Origin of the sequence: Bacillus sp. FSL K6-3458, assembly GCF_038005045.1 — a bacterium.
GTDB lineage: Bacteria > Bacillota > Bacilli > Bacillales > Bacillaceae > Bacillus > Bacillus altitudinis.
This window is the reverse complement of record NZ_JBBOSI010000001.1, coordinates 563,260-578,219: the sequence shown is the minus strand read 5'-3', so window position 1 is coordinate 578,219 and position 14,960 is coordinate 563,260. Positions and strand designations below refer to the sequence as shown.

At 43.9% G+C, this 14,960-nt stretch carries 16 protein-coding genes; 6 read left to right on the top strand and 10 right to left on the bottom strand.

Annotation, left to right across the window (positions count from 1 at the left end; translation table 11 throughout):
• The first annotated feature begins 13 nt into the window (after positions 1 to 13).
• The 6 genes from MHH23_RS03005 to MHH23_RS02980 all read left to right on the top strand — a co-directional run bounded on the left by MHH23_RS03005 (position 14) and on the right by MHH23_RS02980 (position 6,116).
• Complete coding sequence (locus tag MHH23_RS03005) at positions 14 to 1,246, top strand: MFS transporter (RefSeq protein WP_116306413.1); 1,233 nt, start codon at positions 14 to 16, stop codon at positions 1,244 to 1,246.
• 149 nt (positions 1,247 to 1,395) lie between these two features.
• Positions 1,396 to 2,001, top strand: coding sequence for a bacilysin biosynthesis protein BacA (locus MHH23_RS03000; RefSeq protein ID WP_024719463.1), 606 nt, complete (start codon positions 1,396 to 1,398; stop codon positions 1,999 to 2,001).
• Position 2,002: 1 nt separating this feature from the next.
• Positions 2,003 to 2,710, top strand: coding sequence for a cupin domain-containing protein (locus MHH23_RS02995; protein ID WP_017368257.1), 708 nt, complete (start codon positions 2,003 to 2,005; stop codon positions 2,708 to 2,710).
• Positions 2,707 to 3,468, top strand: a complete 762-nt coding sequence (locus MHH23_RS02990; RefSeq protein WP_116306415.1) for an SDR family NAD(P)-dependent oxidoreductase — start codon at positions 2,707 to 2,709, stop codon at positions 3,466 to 3,468. The genes MHH23_RS02995 and MHH23_RS02990 overlap by 4 nt, the downstream gene beginning before the upstream one ends.
• Before the next feature lie 15 nt (positions 3,469 to 3,483).
• Positions 3,484 to 4,905 (top strand): ATP-grasp domain-containing protein, encoded by a 1,422-nt coding sequence (locus MHH23_RS02985; RefSeq protein ID WP_116306417.1) that lies wholly within the window; start codon positions 3,484 to 3,486, stop codon positions 4,903 to 4,905.
• Positions 4,906 to 4,922: 17 nt separating this feature from the next.
• Entirely contained in the window at positions 4,923 to 6,116 is a 1,194-nt protein-coding gene (locus MHH23_RS02980) for an aminotransferase class I/II-fold pyridoxal phosphate-dependent enzyme (RefSeq protein WP_189337177.1), read from the top strand.
• Positions 6,117 to 6,131: 15 nt separating this feature from the next.
• Here the strand turns inward: MHH23_RS02980 and MHH23_RS02975 are convergent, their stop codons facing one another.
• From MHH23_RS02975 to MHH23_RS02930, 10 genes are all read right to left on the bottom strand, one after another.
• Complete coding sequence (locus tag MHH23_RS02975; RefSeq protein ID WP_272914028.1) at positions 6,132 to 6,923, bottom strand: SDR family oxidoreductase; 792 nt, start codon at positions 6,921 to 6,923, stop codon at positions 6,132 to 6,134.
• Positions 6,924 to 7,015: 92 nt separating this feature from the next.
• A complete protein-coding gene (locus MHH23_RS02970) occupies positions 7,016 to 7,471 on the bottom strand; it encodes a dTDP-4-dehydrorhamnose 3,5-epimerase family protein (protein ID WP_008343612.1) in 456 nt (151 codons plus the stop codon).
• Positions 7,464 to 8,318 (bottom strand): dTDP-4-dehydrorhamnose reductase, encoded by an 855-nt coding sequence (rfbD, locus tag MHH23_RS02965; protein ID WP_045033867.1) that lies wholly within the window; start codon positions 8,316 to 8,318, stop codon positions 7,464 to 7,466. Before rfbD ends, MHH23_RS02970 begins: the two co-directional genes overlap by 8 nt.
• Before the next feature lie 3 nt (positions 8,319 to 8,321).
• On the bottom strand, positions 8,322 to 9,287 hold the full coding sequence (rfbB, locus tag MHH23_RS02960) for a dTDP-glucose 4,6-dehydratase (RefSeq protein ID WP_116306421.1): 966 nt from the start codon (positions 9,285 to 9,287) through the stop codon (positions 8,322 to 8,324).
• The gene (locus tag MHH23_RS02955; protein ID WP_039165193.1) at positions 9,284 to 10,024 is read right to left on the bottom strand and encodes a sugar phosphate nucleotidyltransferase; all 741 of its coding nucleotides are present in this window, start codon (positions 10,022 to 10,024) and stop codon (positions 9,284 to 9,286) included. The genes rfbB and MHH23_RS02955 overlap by 4 nt, the downstream gene beginning before the upstream one ends.
• A 2-nt stretch (positions 10,025 to 10,026) precedes the next feature.
• Positions 10,027 to 11,055, bottom strand: coding sequence for a glycosyltransferase (locus tag MHH23_RS02950; RefSeq protein WP_008343616.1), 1,029 nt, complete (start codon positions 11,053 to 11,055; stop codon positions 10,027 to 10,029).
• Entirely contained in the window at positions 11,052 to 11,792 is a 741-nt protein-coding gene (locus MHH23_RS02945) for a cytidylyltransferase domain-containing protein (RefSeq protein ID WP_116306423.1), read from the bottom strand. The genes MHH23_RS02950 and MHH23_RS02945 overlap by 4 nt, the downstream gene beginning before the upstream one ends.
• Positions 11,782 to 12,906, bottom strand: a complete 1,125-nt coding sequence (locus tag MHH23_RS02940) for an N-acetylneuraminate synthase family protein (protein WP_116306425.1) — start codon at positions 12,904 to 12,906, stop codon at positions 11,782 to 11,784. The genes MHH23_RS02945 and MHH23_RS02940 overlap by 11 nt, the downstream gene beginning before the upstream one ends.
• 1 nt (position 12,907) lies before the next feature.
• Complete coding sequence (locus MHH23_RS02935; RefSeq protein ID WP_116306427.1) at positions 12,908 to 13,783, bottom strand: GNAT family N-acetyltransferase; 876 nt, start codon at positions 13,781 to 13,783, stop codon at positions 12,908 to 12,910.
• A complete protein-coding gene (locus MHH23_RS02930) occupies positions 13,780 to 14,958 on the bottom strand; it encodes a DegT/DnrJ/EryC1/StrS family aminotransferase (protein ID WP_116306429.1) in 1,179 nt (392 codons plus the stop codon). Before MHH23_RS02930 ends, MHH23_RS02935 begins: the two co-directional genes overlap by 4 nt.
• Positions 14,959 to 14,960: the final 2 nt, after the last annotated feature.

Here is a 14,960-nt window from a genome sequence, read left to right as displayed (position 1 = left end):
GAGGGATCACTTGATGAAAGAATCTTTAGACAGCCAGGCTTCTAAAACATTTCCCATCACACTTGCCATTGCACTCACACTTGGCGTTTTTGCGGCGGGATCGGAGGAACTGGTGATTTCACCACTGCTGCCTGATTTATCAAACTCCTTTCAGCACTCTCTTGATGTTCTCGCTCTTTCCATCAGCATTTATGGGTTAGCTGTGTTGGTTGGAGCTCCGCTGCTCGTTCCTTTAGGGGACCGATATTCAAGAGAGCTGTGTTTGATGATTGGGCTGTCTTTCTTTTTGATTGGAACAGTGATGTGTGCTGCTGCCCCAAATTTGGCCGTGTTTTTTGCAGGTCGTGCTATTTCTGGGCTGGCAACTGGTGTATTTGTGCCAACAGCCTATGCTCTTGTGGGCGACCGGGTTCCATACGAATATCGCGGCAAAGTGATGGGACTCATTGTATCGAGCTGGTCTCTTTCTCTTGTCCTTGGTGTGCCCATTGGCGCCTTTATCGGCCAGAGTTTAAACTGGCGCTGGACGTTTTGGATCTTCGCTATGATGAGTCTCATTGTCCTGCTGCTCGTCATCCTTGAATCAAGAAAACAAGTCAGAGCAGCTGATTCGAAGGCACCTCAAGCTAGAGAGAAAACAGGCGCTTTATGGGGAGCTTTGAAAATTGATCGTGTGCCTGCCTATTTGACTGTGACGTTTTGCAATATGCTTGGATTTTACGGCATGTACTCGTTTTTAGGTGCTTATCTGCAAAGTCTGTTTGATGGCGGACAATCAACAGCTGGACTTCTTATTATGGCTTATGGCGTCGGCTTTTCTATGAGTATGTTTACTGGAAAATTAGCAGACTGGTTCGGTAAAACCCGTTCCCTTGTCCTCGTGCTGGGTGGAATTGCGCTTGTTCTAGCCTTGCTTCCTTATGCGCCATTCTCGTGGATGTTGCTGATTTTCGCCCTATTTATTTGGGGTGCTATGCAAAGCTTATCTGTCACGCTTCTAAGCACCGTTCTAAGCGACTGCTCTCAAACCCATCGCGGGAAAGTGATGGCTTTTTACAGCCTGGCCTCCAACTTTGCTGTTATGCTCGGTTCCGCACTGATGGGACCCGTTTATGTCCATTTCGGATATCATACGGTAGGTCTTGTCTGTGCATTGATCACACTTGTTGGTTTTATCATCAGCTTCGTCAGCTATAAACGAGAACGCACCTTACAGAAAAAACAGCCAACTACACTTGAAACGTAAGCACATTTCACTGCACATCTCGATATGTGCAGTTTTTTAGATCAATTTTTGATATCATCATATATTACATTTTTTATAAAATTTGTTGACAATTACCAATTTTAAATTTTATAATCTAGTAAAATTTTGAAAAAGATTGGATGGTAAACATGATCCTAAAGAATGATGATGTGTTTCATTTCAAAGAAGAGCCAAGCCCTTCACCTAAGATGTTTACAGTCAACACTCTAGGCCCTAAGGGGACAAGCAGTGAATACGCAGCAAAACATTTCATCTCTCAATCCACCACTACACTCGGTACTCATACGAAACTATCCCTTTATGACACATTCGAAACTTGCATTGAACATACTCTCTCTCAACCACTTCAATTTACTCTCGTCCCACACGCATATGAAGGCATCAAACACTTCTACATGAGACCAGATCTACAGCTTTTACAAATTTTCAGATGTGACACGCCCATGTATGGTTTGGCTGTCAGACCTGATTTCCCATTCAATGAACAAATGCTCCACCATTTAAAAATTGTCTCACATCCTGCACCTGTCAATTTAATTCAATATTTCATTCACCAAAATGCTGAATTTGAACTTGTTAATTCTACAAGTACTGCCGCGCAGAAAGTAAGGGACGGCGAATTTGATTTTGCTTTAACGAATGAGGTGGCAAGAGCCACATATGGCCTCATCTTCATTCGAACGTTTAAAAGTATACCCATGAGCTGGTCCATATTCGGAAAAGGAGAGATATAAGATGCAAACTGAACAAAAGACGCAAGAACGGTATTTTCCTCAAGCGAAAAAATTAGAATGGGATAATGGCGTTATCCAATATTCCACTGTAAGAGGCGGTACGGAAGTGTTAATTTCATACGTCCCTCCCCGCACGATTATTGAACCTCACGAACATCCCGAAGCACAAATCGGTATTGTGTTAAAGGGCGAGCTTCAAATGACTGTCGGCCAATCGACTCAACTGCTCACCCCATTAGAATCAGCCTATATCGCACCACCGTTTGTCCCTCACGGCGCTTCAAATCTGACAGATGAAGAAGTGATCGCCATTGATATTAAGAGATTAAAGGATGACGAAGAATATACAGCTCCCCCCACTTATTTCTTAGACATTTTCAAAACACGGGATTTACTCCCTGGCATGGAAGTGACTTTTTTTGTGGAGGATTGGATGGAGCTGATGATTGCCAATATCCCTGGAAACGGTGGAGAAATGCCTTTTCATAAACATAGAAATGAACAAATCGGCATTTGCATCAGTGGAGGGTATGATATGACAATCGAAGGCTTTACAGAAAAGATGGAATTTGGCACCACCTATTTCTGTGATCCACGGGAAGATCATGGGGCCATCAACCCAAAGCCAGAAGCATCAAAGTCTATTAATCTCTTCTTCCCTCCTCGCTATAATCGCTTAAAACCAAAGGCATCTAAGGTGAAGAAATGAAGCTGGATGGAAAAGTTGTCCTCATTACAGGGGGTGCGTCGGGGATTGGGCTTGCTGCTGTCAAGCTCTTCCTCGAGCATGGAGCAAAAGTAGCTGTCGCTGACATCAATGAAAGCAGCGGCAACCAACTAATTGAATCATTGCCGCATGAGCACCTTTCATTTTTTAAAACAGATATTACGAAGGAGTCTGACTGTCACCAAACCGTTCAGAGCGTGCTGAGCCGATTCGGTGCCATTGATGTCCTCATTAACAATGCAGGCATCGAAATTGTCTCACCTATTCATGAGATGGCACTGGAGGATTGGCATCGTATTCTTCAGGTCAACCTGACCGGCGTCTTTCTCATGAGTAAGCATACTTTGCCGCATATGCTTGAAAAGAAGAGTGGAAGTATTATCAATACCGGATCTGTCGGAGGTCTTGTGGGCTGGCCTGACATTCCGGCATACAATGCAACAAAAGGCGGTGTCATTCAGCTCACCAAATCAATGGCCATTGACTATGCCGCTCATCAAATCAGGGTGAATTGTATTGCCCCTGGCATCATTGATACACCATTAAACGAGAAGTCCTTTTTAGACAACCACACAGAAAGTCTCGAGATCGTCAAAAAGGAAAAAGCAAAGGTGAATCCTATGCTGCGGCTTGGAAAACCTGAAGAAATTGCTGGCGTGATGCTCTTTCTCGCCTCTGATCTATCCAGCTATATGACTGGAAGTGTCGTCACAGCAGACGGAGGTTACACCGCTAGATAAAAAGGAGTGCTTTCATTGAGTAAAAAAACTGTACTTGTCATTGCTGATCTAGGTGGGTGCCCGCCCCATATGTTTTATGAAAGCGTGGCGGCATCGTATCATATCGTTTCTTATATCCCGAGACCCTTTGCGATTACAAAGGGACATGCCGAGCTAATCGAAAAATACTCCATTGCGGTCATCAAAGACCGTGATTATTTTGATACACACCCTTCTTTTGAACACCCTGATTCTATTTACTGGGCACATGATGATTATCCAAAATCAGAAGAAGAAGTTGTGGAAGACTTCATTCGAGTGGCTTCCTTTTTCAAAGCAGATGCAATCACCACCAATAATGAATTATTCATTGCACCGATGGCAAAGGCCGCTGAACGTCTTGGGCTGCGAGGTGCTGGTGTCAAGGCAGCCGAAATGGCGCGTGATAAAAGCCAAATGAGGGCTGCATTCAACGCCTCTGGCGTCAAAGCGGTGAAAACTCAGCCTGTCACGACTTTATCTGATTTCCAAAAAGCCATTGAGTCTATCGGAACACCGCTCATTTTAAAGCCTACATATTTAGCCAGTTCTATTGGCGTCACCTTGTTTCATGACAAGGCTGGAAGTGATGATCTGTTTTTACAAGTACAATCGTATTTGGAAACCATACCAGTCCCAGACGCTGTCACGTATGAAGCACCGTTTGTTGCTGAAACGTATTTAGAGGGTGCTTACGAAGATTGGTATGAAGATGAAGGATATGCTGATTATGTCAGTGTAGAAGGGCTGGTCGTAGAGGGCGAATATCTCCCTTTTGTCATACATGATAAAACCCCTCAAATCGGTTTTACAGAAACGGCTCATATCACTCCGACGATCTTAGACAATGAAGCAAAGCAAATCATCATTGAAGCAGCAAGAAAGGCAAATGAAGGACTAGGTCTTGAACATTGTGCAACCCATACAGAAATCAAACTCATGAAAAATCGAGAAACTGGACTGATCGAATCAGCGGCTCGATTCGCTGGCTGGAATATGATCCCGAATATTAAAAAGGTCTTTGGCGTCGATATGGCCAAGCTATTGATTGATGTATTAGTTGATGGTAAAAAGGCTGTACTGCCAAAACAGCTGCTTTCTGGACATACATTTTATGTAGCGGACTGCCACCTGTACCCTCAGCATTTTAAAGAGAGTGGGCTTATCCCACCTGAAGCCACACATATCACCATTGATCATGTGTCTATTCCAGAGGGGGCATTCGTTGGAGATACTGCGATTGTCAGTCAATCATTCCCTGCCAAAGGGACTATGGTGGATCTTGCTTTATTTGAAGCTTTTAATGGAATCGTATCTCTTGAATTAAAAGGATCATCCTCACAAGACGTTGCCGCGTCCATCCGCAACATTCAGAAACAGGCAACAATTCAGTTAATGGATGAATTAGTGAAGGGATAGAAAGAGAGGCTGCTGTGGTGAAAATGTTAGCATCTAAAATGATTGAACGGCTGCCTGAACAGAAATTCGGCACCGTCTTTGAAAAAATTGCTCAAAAGACAAAAAACGGAGCAAACATCATGAATCTAGGTCAGGGAAACCCTGATCTACCAACTCCTCCCCATATCGTGAGTGCCCTAAAGGAGTCAGCGGGTGTTTTGCCATTTCAACAATATGCCCCTTTTAGAGGCTTTGACTTTTTCAAACAAGCCATTGCAGATTTTTACAGATCGGAATTCGGTGCTGAGATTGATCCGCAGAAGGAAATTGCTCTTTTCACTGGCGGAAAAACGGGACTGTATGTCATGAGTCAGTGTCTGCTTGATCCAGGAGATATCGCACTCGTTCCCGATCCAGGATACCCTGAATATCATTCAGGCATTTTGATGGCGGACGCCCAGCCATACAGTATCAAACTTGAAGAGAAAAATGGCTATTTACCAGATCTCTCCTCTATTGATCGTGACGTAGTCAAAAAAGCAAAAGTACTGTTCTTGAATTATCCGAATAACCCCACGGGTGCTGTCGCAAATGAGGCATTTTTTGAAGAGGCTGCTACCTTTGCGGCCGCTCACGAACTGTATGTTATTCATGATTTCGCCTATGGTTCATTTCATTATGAACAAACACCGGTGAGCTTCATGAATACTCCTCTCGGGAAAAGTGTAGGCGTCGAATTATATTCTCTATCAAAGACTTTTAATATGGCAGGATGGAGAGTCGCTTTTGCTGTTGGAAATGAGGAGATCATTCATGCCATCAATACCTTCCAAGACCACGTGTTTGTCAGTATGTATGGCGGATTTCAACATGCAGCGACTGCTGCCTTGCAAAGTGATGACCGTCATATTCAATCATTAAGGGCGGTATACCTTGAACGAATCAATTTCTTCATCCGGCAAGCGGCGAGAAAGCTTGGCTGGACAATCAAACGTCCACCCGGCGCCTTTTATTTATGGGCTCCGATTCCTGATGACTTTGAACATTCTCATGCCTTTGCTGACTATTTACTCGAACATGCCGATGTTGTCGTCACGCCTGGAGGAGTATTTGGAGCCAATGGGAGCCGTCATGTACGCATTTCAATGGTTGCCCCGATTGAAGAGCTTGCTCTCTTTATCGACCGTCTGTCCATCCTCCCCATTCGATTTCATCAAAAAACCCGCCTATAGCGGGTTTTTTTCAGTTTATATACTTTTCATCGTTCCACCGTCTACGGAGATTTGTTGGCCTGTGATATAAGAAGCTTCCTCTGATGCCATAAAAGCTGCCAATGACGCCATCTCACTCGCTGAGCCTACTCTTTGCATTGGGATACCTGATGCGACAGCTTGTACAGCCTGCTCTCTTGACACTCCCTGCTTCGTCATCATATTGCCGATAAATTGTTCATACCGATCGGTTGCAATAAAACCAGGATTTAAACAATTCACCGTAATACTAGACGACGCAAGCTGTGTGGCTGCATTTTTACTGGCATTAATAATCGCTGCATTCATCATACTATTCGTAAACATTTGTTCACCAGGTTCCTTCCACAGGTTCCCGACAATTTGAATGATCCGTCCATATTCATGTCTTTTCATCAATGCTACTGCACGCTTCATTGTATCTACGTAGGCGATGGCTTTTTGGGAGAAAGCAGCCAGCATCTGGTCAGTTTCACATGAATCAAATGTATCTGGTTTTCCTCCTGGAATGTTATTGATCAGCACATCGAGTCTGCCAAACTCCTTTTCTATTTCTTCAAAGGCTTCCGACCTCACCGCTTCAAGCGACATATCTCCACAGAATAGAGACAGCGGTTCCTTTGTTTCTGTCATATCTTGAATGTGCTGTTTCGTCTGTTCAAGTGAGGCCATATTTCTAGAGTTGATGATCACCTTCATATCGCTCTGGGCGGCAAGTTTTATTGCGATTGCCTTTCCAATGCCTGTACTTGCCCCTGTTACAAATGCAATTCTTTTAGACAAACTCATCCACATCCCTTTTCATCAATATACATAAAATGACACATACAGAATGTATTTCAACAAAAAAAGACCTTTCTCCTGCGAAAGGCCTCTCTTCTCTATTTAAATGTCGTTTCCCAATTAAATCCGATCGCCTCATCATTCCACGCAATTCTCTTCTCATCTGGGTTTTTTGGGTCGTACGATTCTGTTGTAAAATACACAATCTGCAGCGGCGTCTCCCCTAATACGCGGTAGCCATGGGCAACTCCCTTTGGGATGAGGAGCAGCATCGGATTATCTTCTCCCATATAATACACATCGGTTTGACCCTTTGTCGGGGAATCTTCTCTCAAATCGTATAAAACGACCTGTGCATGACCTGCTGGGAAAAACCAAACATCGTCTTGTTTTTCATGATAATGAAAGGCTTTGATCACTCCTGGGAAACTTTTCGACCACGACGCCTGCCCAAATCGCTTCAGCATCGGTTCGTCATCTCGAATAAGCTCTGCGAAAAAGCCGCGATCATCACAATGTTTCATGAGTTTTTTCGTTTGTACACCATCAATCATGCTGCTCGAATCTCCCTTCTTTCTGCAAGTATTCGTGAAGTGCATCCTTCCAATGTCTTGGCTTCCAACCTGTCGCTTCAATCGCTTGCAGGTCTAAAACAGAGTAGGCGGGCCGAGGTGTTTGGAAACCATACTCTTCAGTGGAAATGGGCTCAATTGTCGTAGACAGACCGCTTGCTGCCACAATTTCTGCCGCAAAGTCAAACCATGAACAGCTTGCTCGGTTACTGACATGATAAATACCTGCTTTCTGGTCAAACAAGTGAATCAAAGCTTCTGCGGCATCCTTTGTATAAGTAGGAGACCCTAACTGATCATTGACGATGCGCAAATGATCCTTCGTTTCAGCCAGCCGAAGAATGGTATTCACAAAGTTATGTCCCTCATGTCCATAAAGCCACGATGTCCGAATGATCTTCACTTCATCTGACACAAGATGAATCAATTCTTCTCCAAGTTTTTTACTCTTTCCATAAATGGTTTGCGGATCTGCTTGTGCATCAACTTGGTAAGGGGTATCCGCTTGCCCATCAAACACATAATCTGTGCTGACATGTAATACATCAGCCCCTACGTTTTTAGCTTCAAGCGCTGTATAGTAGGCGCCAATCCCATTCACAAGATAGGCTTTTTCCGTTTCTGTTTCGCATTGATCCACAGACGTATAAGCAGCCGCACTGACAACAATATCCGGACGGAAATGTCTCATTGCATGTCTGACTGCCTGTTGATCTGTGATATTCAGCATACTCCTTGTTAAAGCAATGACTGTGATGTCTTTTTCTTTCAGCTGTTTCGTCAATTCTTTCCCTAATTGGCCGCCTGCACCGGTGATTAAAACTTTCATCGGTCACCCTTCTTCACTTTGATCATATTTGGCACGATACCAATCGATCGTTTTTTCGATACCTTTTTCGAATGAAGTTGCCTGCACCCAGCCAAGCTCTTCTTTTAGCTTACTGGCATCAATGGCATACCGCCTGTCATGCCCTTTCCGGTCTTGAATAAACGCGATTTGGTCATGAGAGATGCCTAGATGTGTGAGAATGGTTTTGGTTAAATCAAGATTTGTTTTCTCGTTGCCGCCGCCAATATTGTACACCTGACCGGCTGTTCCGTTTTCTACTACTTGTTTTACGGCTCTCGCATGATCCTCTACATACAGCCAATCGCGGATCTGCTGGCCGTCTCCGTATATCGGAATCTTTTCACCATTGACCGCTTTTCTAATAATGGTTGGGATTAATTTTTCTTCATGCTGATAAGGTCCGTAGTTGTTGCTGCATCTTGTGATCATGGAGGGTAGTTGGTGGGTGTGGATATAAGATTTCACAAGCAAGTCTGAACTTGCCTTGCTTGCTGAATAAGGATTATTCGGTGAGAGTGGTGTTTGTTCTGTGAAAGCTCGATCATTCGGCTCCAAATCTCCATATACTTCATCTGTGGAAATATGAATAAGTTTATTCGCCTTTCCCTTTAAGACAGCTTCAAGCATACGATAGGTACCAAGGACATTTGTTTGGATAAAGGGTTCTGCTGACTCAATACTGCGATCGACATGTGATTCTGCTGCGAAATGAATGATGGCATCATAGGCTTCATCAAATACTTGATCCAGTTCGTCTTGCAGCGTGATATCTCCCTGAACAAAACGGAAATGAGGCAGCTTTGATAAATATTCCATCTCCTCTGGATGACTGGCATATGTTAATTTATCAAATACGGTAAGCCGGACATCGGACTCTTGAAGTAGTAGCTTCACAAAATTCAGTCCAATAAACCCTGCTCCACCTGTAATTAAATAAGACTTCGTCATTCGTATCCCTCTTTTTCCTTCATCGTTTCAAACATTTTTATAGATGCTTCGTGGAGAGATTCATGTGTTCCTGCATCAATCCACCACCCTTTTAACATATCATAGGTCAGCTGGCTATTTGAGATGTAGAGATTATTCACATCAGTAATCTCTAGTTCACCTCGATCTGACGGCGAGATTTCCTCGATATATTGAAAGACGTCTTGATCATAAAAATAGATGCCCGTGACGCAGTAAGATGACCTTGGGTGCTCTGGCTTTTCTTCTATTGATAAAATTCGGTGATGAGCAGGATCAATTTCTGCAATGCCAAACCGTTTTGGATCTGCCACCTCTTTCAATAAAACCTTGGCTCCGCTTTCTTGTTGCCTAAAGGCGTCGACAAAAGGGCGTAATGAATCTTCAAATACATTATCACCGAGCATCAGCACAAATTTTTCCCCTTTAACAAAGGGCTTTGCATAGGATAAACCATCGGAAATACCAGACGCTTCTGGCTGTACTTGATACACAATGTTCATCCCAAGTTCACGATCATCTTCCAGTAACTTTTGAAACAACGGAATTTGTTCTTCCTGTGAAATCAGCATCACATCTACAATTCCTGCTTCTTTCAGTTTGAATAATGACCAATAAATCATCGGGTATGGACCAACCGGCAGCAAGTGTTTGTTGAAAATCTTCGTTAATGGTGCCAGCCGTGATCCCTTTCCTCCTGCTAAAATAACTCCCTTCACATCTACACATCCTTATGTTCTTTTTGGTGTGAATTCATGAGGTGTATAAGAATGTTTTTCACTCGTTCGATTCCTTTTCCATCAATGAGTGAACGTCCATTAAGATGAATGCTTCTGCGGAGAAAATAGCTGCCAGACAGTTTTTGAACAGCTTGCACCAGGTCTTTTTCTTCCACAAGGTCACCTAATCCAAGGTGAAAACAAGCGCCCTTTTGCGCAAACATGCTCGCTGTCACTGCTTGGTGGTCTACTTGCGATAGGACAATGCTGGGCACCCCGATACAAATTACCTCATATAACGTCATACCGCCTGCTACGATAGCCACATCAGCTTCTGATAAAAGAACCGGTAGTTGATCTGTATGTTGAATGAATTGGATATGTTCCGCCTCTACTTGCTCTTTGATGTGAGAGGCTTTTCCTGCGACCGCTAAAATGTCTAGGTGATTTGTTTGAAGAAGCGCCGATACAGCCTTTGATAACAGGCCGCACGGATCACTTCCGCCAAGGCTGATGACCACCTTTTTACATTCTTTCCGAACCTCATATGTGTCTTTGAATTGATTAATCTCGTGATCTAACAATAAATAGGGCGTTCCATGATAATAAGCCGTGCCATTAACCTGCTCGTGCTTCCCGTCCAGACCGCCATAAATGCCGTTTATGACCGTGTCTGCAAGCTGACAGGCTTCCTCTCTTTTTTCCTCAAATAAGACCAGCCTCGCACTGCCACAGGAGTCTTTGATCGTTTGAAGAAACTGAAGATCACAATCAAGGACATCTATGACTAAAAGGTCAGGCTTTAGCTTTTTGATGTCTTGTTGGACCTGGAGAAGCGCATTCGACTCATGCACCATCTGAACGTGCCACTCTGGGTGCGAAAGCATTTCTACACAAATCTGATCATTTGTATAGAAATATAAGTTGTTCCCTTCCTGAAGCAGTTCTTTTGCCAAACGTTTCATTCTGACGACATGACCCATTCCTCTTAAAAAACCCCCATAAACAACAATCATGATTTTTTTGTTCATTCAGCATCCTTCTGTCTCACAGATTGATTCAAACGAACAATGTCTGGATGTTGTTCACAGATGGAAATGAGCTCAGCTGTCGGCACAGCAATAGAACCACCAGCTTTCTCTAATAAACAGGTAGCAAACACATAATCTTCTTCTGTATCAATCGTGAATCGATAAGCAGGATATGCAAGTTCTTTGGGCGGTGTGAATAATTGAAGGTGAAATTGCTCGGGATGCTTTCTGATATACAGCGTGACATGCTCACGTTCTGAATAAGTGAGGGGAAATTTGTCGATTTCACATAAAATAGATGCCTCAATCATTTCCCCGGAAATACCGAGTGGTGTTCCGTTCGTATATGTGTAATCAGCCTTTTCCTGTCTATGTTTTTCAAGCATTTTCGACAAAAGCGAAGGATCTATAAATGGATTGTCTCCCGTTAAACGTACAACCGTTTTAGGTTCAAATTGGCGGACAATCTGCGCAAACCGCTCAAGCACATCTGCCTCACTGCCTCGAAACACCTTATAACCCTTTGACATACAGTATTGAGCCAAATAGTCATCCTCTTGTTCGACCGTTGTGGCAATCATAAGGTTTTGCATTTTGTGATGGTAATCACCTGATTGCTTCACCCGCTCCACAATCAAATCAATCAGCGCCATGCCGCCGATCGGTTTCATCACTTTTTTGGGCAGTCTTGTTGACCCCATCCTAGCCTGAATGACAAAAAGTACATCATGCATCATCTCGAGACTCCTGCATGAGTACGTCTTTCCACGAAACACCTGTATGAGCTGGGATGTCTCTCACAGCCTTTGTGCCAAGTAAAATCGGCATATATCGCGGATGCAACCCCTGATTTTTTTGTCCAGGGCGCAGCACAGCTACATTTTCTGACGTGAGGGTCTCTCCCTTTGCAATGCCTTTGGTCGTAAAAATTCCTCGATACGCAAATTCTCGAATCTGCCCTTCAATGGCTGTTGTCGTTTTATAAGAACTGCCAAGAAGCTCCTCTGGTAATGAATGAACGTCTATTTCCGCTTGATTCCGCTGCTTTTCTGCTGCTCGAATGTGCTGAACCATTTCCTTTAATTCTTCAGGATTAAGAGCAAATGAATGATCCGCTCCGGGTAATGTTTTATCTATTGTAAAATGTTTTTCAATCATTGCTGCCCCGAGCTTCACAGCGGCTACTGGCGCTTCCGTCGGGTGTTCACTATGATCTGAAAAGCCAATGACTGCTTCAGGGAAAGCGGACCTTAAGGTTTGAATTACCCGCAGGTTCGTATATGCTCTAGGTGCTGGATACTTTGCCACACAATGCATGATAGCGACTTGCTTATTTTGCTGGCTCGTAATCGTTTCGTATGCTTCATGAACATCTGCAATGGTGGCCCCAGCTGTTGAAAAAATGATCGGCTTGTGAAAAGAAGCCGTATGACGCAAAAGAGGCAAATGGTTGATTTCATAGGATGCCAGTTTAAAAGCAGGCGGATTCGTTTGATTCAATAAATCAGCCGATTCTTCATCACACACGGTGCTTAAAAACATCAGTCCTTTTTCCTTACAACGTCTCAATAAGACAGGCAGCCATTCTGGCGGCAGCTCCATTTGTTCCACTAAAGAAAAAATAGACACTTCTTCTCCTTTGGCCGTTTCGTATAACCCCGGTTCCTTTTGATACATCCGATCCGCTTGAAACATTTGAAACTTCACCGCATCAGCCCCTGCTTCTTTTGCCACATCAATTAAAGCAAGTGCCTGATCCAGCTTTCCATCATGGTTAATGCCTGCCTCTGCAATGATAAAGACAGGCGCATCATCTCCCACTTTGCGATCTCCGATATAGAAATGCGCCATCTTACCTCTCTCCTTTTTTCGGCCACACATGGTAATACAAAAAGGCATTTGTTGTCCTAAATCCCATCTTTTCGTACAGCTGGATGGCTGTCGTATTATGAAGCTGTGTCCCCGCAGAAATGAAGTGATGCCCTCTGTGATGAGACACTTTCATCATCTCAATAAACAGCTTTTTTCCGATCCCTTTTCCTTGAACATCCGGTCTGATCGCAAAAAGCTCAAGCCCCATCTCATGCCCCTTTGTCATACCTTGAATCAAGCCAACCAATTCATCATTTACCTTGGCAACGAGGTTGATATCTGCGCGTCCGAGTAGGTTGTTTCTCATCCACTCCTGATAAAAATGCTGAACAACACGCTGGTCTAAATATGGATCAAGGGCATAACGGCTTTTCACAAAAGCCTGATTACCTAGTAAGACCGCCTCATCGTAATCCTCTTCATCTGGCACACCCATCACCACATCTTGATCTGATGATGGCATCTCCATGAGGGCAGGTGGTGCCTCAAGCCTAGTGAGACCACCGACATAATACACATGGGATAGTTTTTGAACAATGCGGTTTTTTTCAAGATCAGCCGCCTCAAGACGTAAAAAGAAAAAATCACATTTTTCTGTTCTCATCCAATTGATGAATCTCTCCATCAATTCTTTAAAGAGCAACGCTGATTCAGCTTCCACAAACTTCACATGAAAAATATGCTTGTCAAAAATGCCGCTCTCCCATTTGGACCATTCGTATAGCAGCACTGCTTTGAGCTTAGCACCGCTGACAAGAGCAAACTGCTTGAATCCTGCCATGCGTTCCGCTTCATGCCCATATGTTTTCAGCCAAGCTGCCAGCACCTGATCATCTATTGCATGAACGACTTTCATGAAGAGGCCTTCTTGTCATTTAAAATTGACACGACTGCGGTGATGACATCCTGCACATCTTCATCTGTCATACTTGGATAGAGCGGGAGCGAAAGCGTTCGTTTGTAATAAGTGAGTGCCTCAGGGAAATCCTCTGGTGAATGGTTGTAGGTCTCTTGATAATATGGATGCAAGTGAACGGGAATAAAATGAACACTCGTGCCGATTTTATATTCCTTTTGCAGCTGATCAATCATGTCATCGCGTGTGATCATTGCTTCTTTTGGATCAACTTGCAGCACATATAAATGCCACGCATGTCTTCCCTCATCATGTACAGGCGGCAAGATGAGACCAGCTTCATGTTGAAATGCCTGATTGTATGTCTTCGCAATCTGTTCTCTACGTGTCTGCATCTCCTTCAACCGGCTTAGCTGAACGAGCCCTAACGATGCTTGCACGTCAAACATGTTCATTTTATAGCCCGGTTCCTCGACCTCGTAATACCATGTTCCCTTTTCTCCATAACGATTCCACGCTCCCTTACTCATCCCGTGAAGCGCCAGCCTTCTGATTCTAGCCGCAAGTGCATCATCATTTGTCGTCAGCATGCCGCCTTCACCAGTCGCTATGTTTTTCGTTGCATAGAAGCTAAAAGCGGTCGCATCACCAATTGATCCAATCGGTTGATCATGATAGGTCGTATAGAGGGCATGAGCGGCATCCTCCAACACGAACAAATCATATTTTTTGGCAATCGCTAAAATTTGGTCCATATCACACGATTGACCAGCAAAATGTACAGGGACAACCGCTTTCGTATGTGGTGTAATGGCCGCTTCTAATTTTTTCGCATCTAGATTGAGTGTCGCCGGATCAATATCCACGAAAATAGGGGCTGCCCCCGTATGGATGATCGTATTGGCTGTTGCGCAGAACGTCAGAGGCGTTGTGATGACCTCATCACCAGCTCCAATGCCTCTCGCCTTTAACGCTAAAAATAGAGCAGCTGTACATGAATTGACTGCTATTGCGTGCTTCGCTCCAGTCAGCTGCCTAAACTCTTCTTCAAACTGTCTAACTTTTGGTCCGGTGGACAACCAGCCGGACTTTAATGTTCCAATGACTTCATCAATTTCTTCCTGTTCAATAAAAGGCAGTGCATAAGGAAGAAATTGTGCTCTCTTTTGTCCCATAT

What these genes read in the sequence shown, in the direction of transcription:
- MHH23_RS03005 (WP_116306413.1), top strand. Translation starts at nt 14, where the DNA reads ATGAAAGAATCTTTAGACAGCCAGGCTTCTAAAACATTTCCCATCACA.
- MHH23_RS03000 (WP_024719463.1), top strand. Translation starts at nt 1,396, where the DNA reads ATGATCCTAAAGAATGATGATGTGTTTCATTTCAAAGAAGAGCCAAGC.
- MHH23_RS02995 (WP_017368257.1), top strand. Translation starts at nt 2,003, where the DNA reads ATGCAAACTGAACAAAAGACGCAAGAACGGTATTTTCCTCAAGCGAAA.
- MHH23_RS02990 (WP_116306415.1), top strand. Translation starts at nt 2,707, where the DNA reads ATGAAGCTGGATGGAAAAGTTGTCCTCATTACAGGGGGTGCGTCGGGG.
- MHH23_RS02975 (WP_272914028.1), bottom strand. Translation starts at nt 6,923, where the DNA reads ATGAGTTTGTCTAAAAGAATTGCATTTGTAACAGGGGCAAGTACAGGC.
- MHH23_RS02970 (WP_008343612.1), bottom strand. Translation starts at nt 7,471, where the DNA reads ATGATTGATGGTGTACAAACGAAAAAACTCATGAAACATTGTGATGAT.
- rfbD (WP_045033867.1), bottom strand. Translation starts at nt 8,318, where the DNA reads ATGAAAGTTTTAATCACCGGTGCAGGCGGCCAATTAGGGAAAGAATTG.
- rfbB (WP_116306421.1), bottom strand. Translation starts at nt 9,287, where the DNA reads ATGACGAAGTCTTATTTAATTACAGGTGGAGCAGGGTTTATTGGACTG.
- MHH23_RS02950 (WP_008343616.1), bottom strand. Translation starts at nt 11,055, where the DNA reads ATGAACAAAAAAATCATGATTGTTGTTTATGGGGGTTTTTTAAGAGGA.
- MHH23_RS02945 (WP_116306423.1), bottom strand. Translation starts at nt 11,792, where the DNA reads ATGATGCATGATGTACTTTTTGTCATTCAGGCTAGGATGGGGTCAACA.
- MHH23_RS02940 (WP_116306425.1), bottom strand. Translation starts at nt 12,906, where the DNA reads ATGGCGCATTTCTATATCGGAGATCGCAAAGTGGGAGATGATGCGCCT.
- MHH23_RS02935 (WP_116306427.1), bottom strand. Translation starts at nt 13,783, where the DNA reads ATGAAAGTCGTTCATGCAATAGATGATCAGGTGCTGGCAGCTTGGCTG.
- MHH23_RS02930 (WP_116306429.1), bottom strand. Translation starts at nt 14,958, where the DNA reads ATGGGACAAAAGAGAGCACAATTTCTTCCTTATGCACTGCCTTTTATT.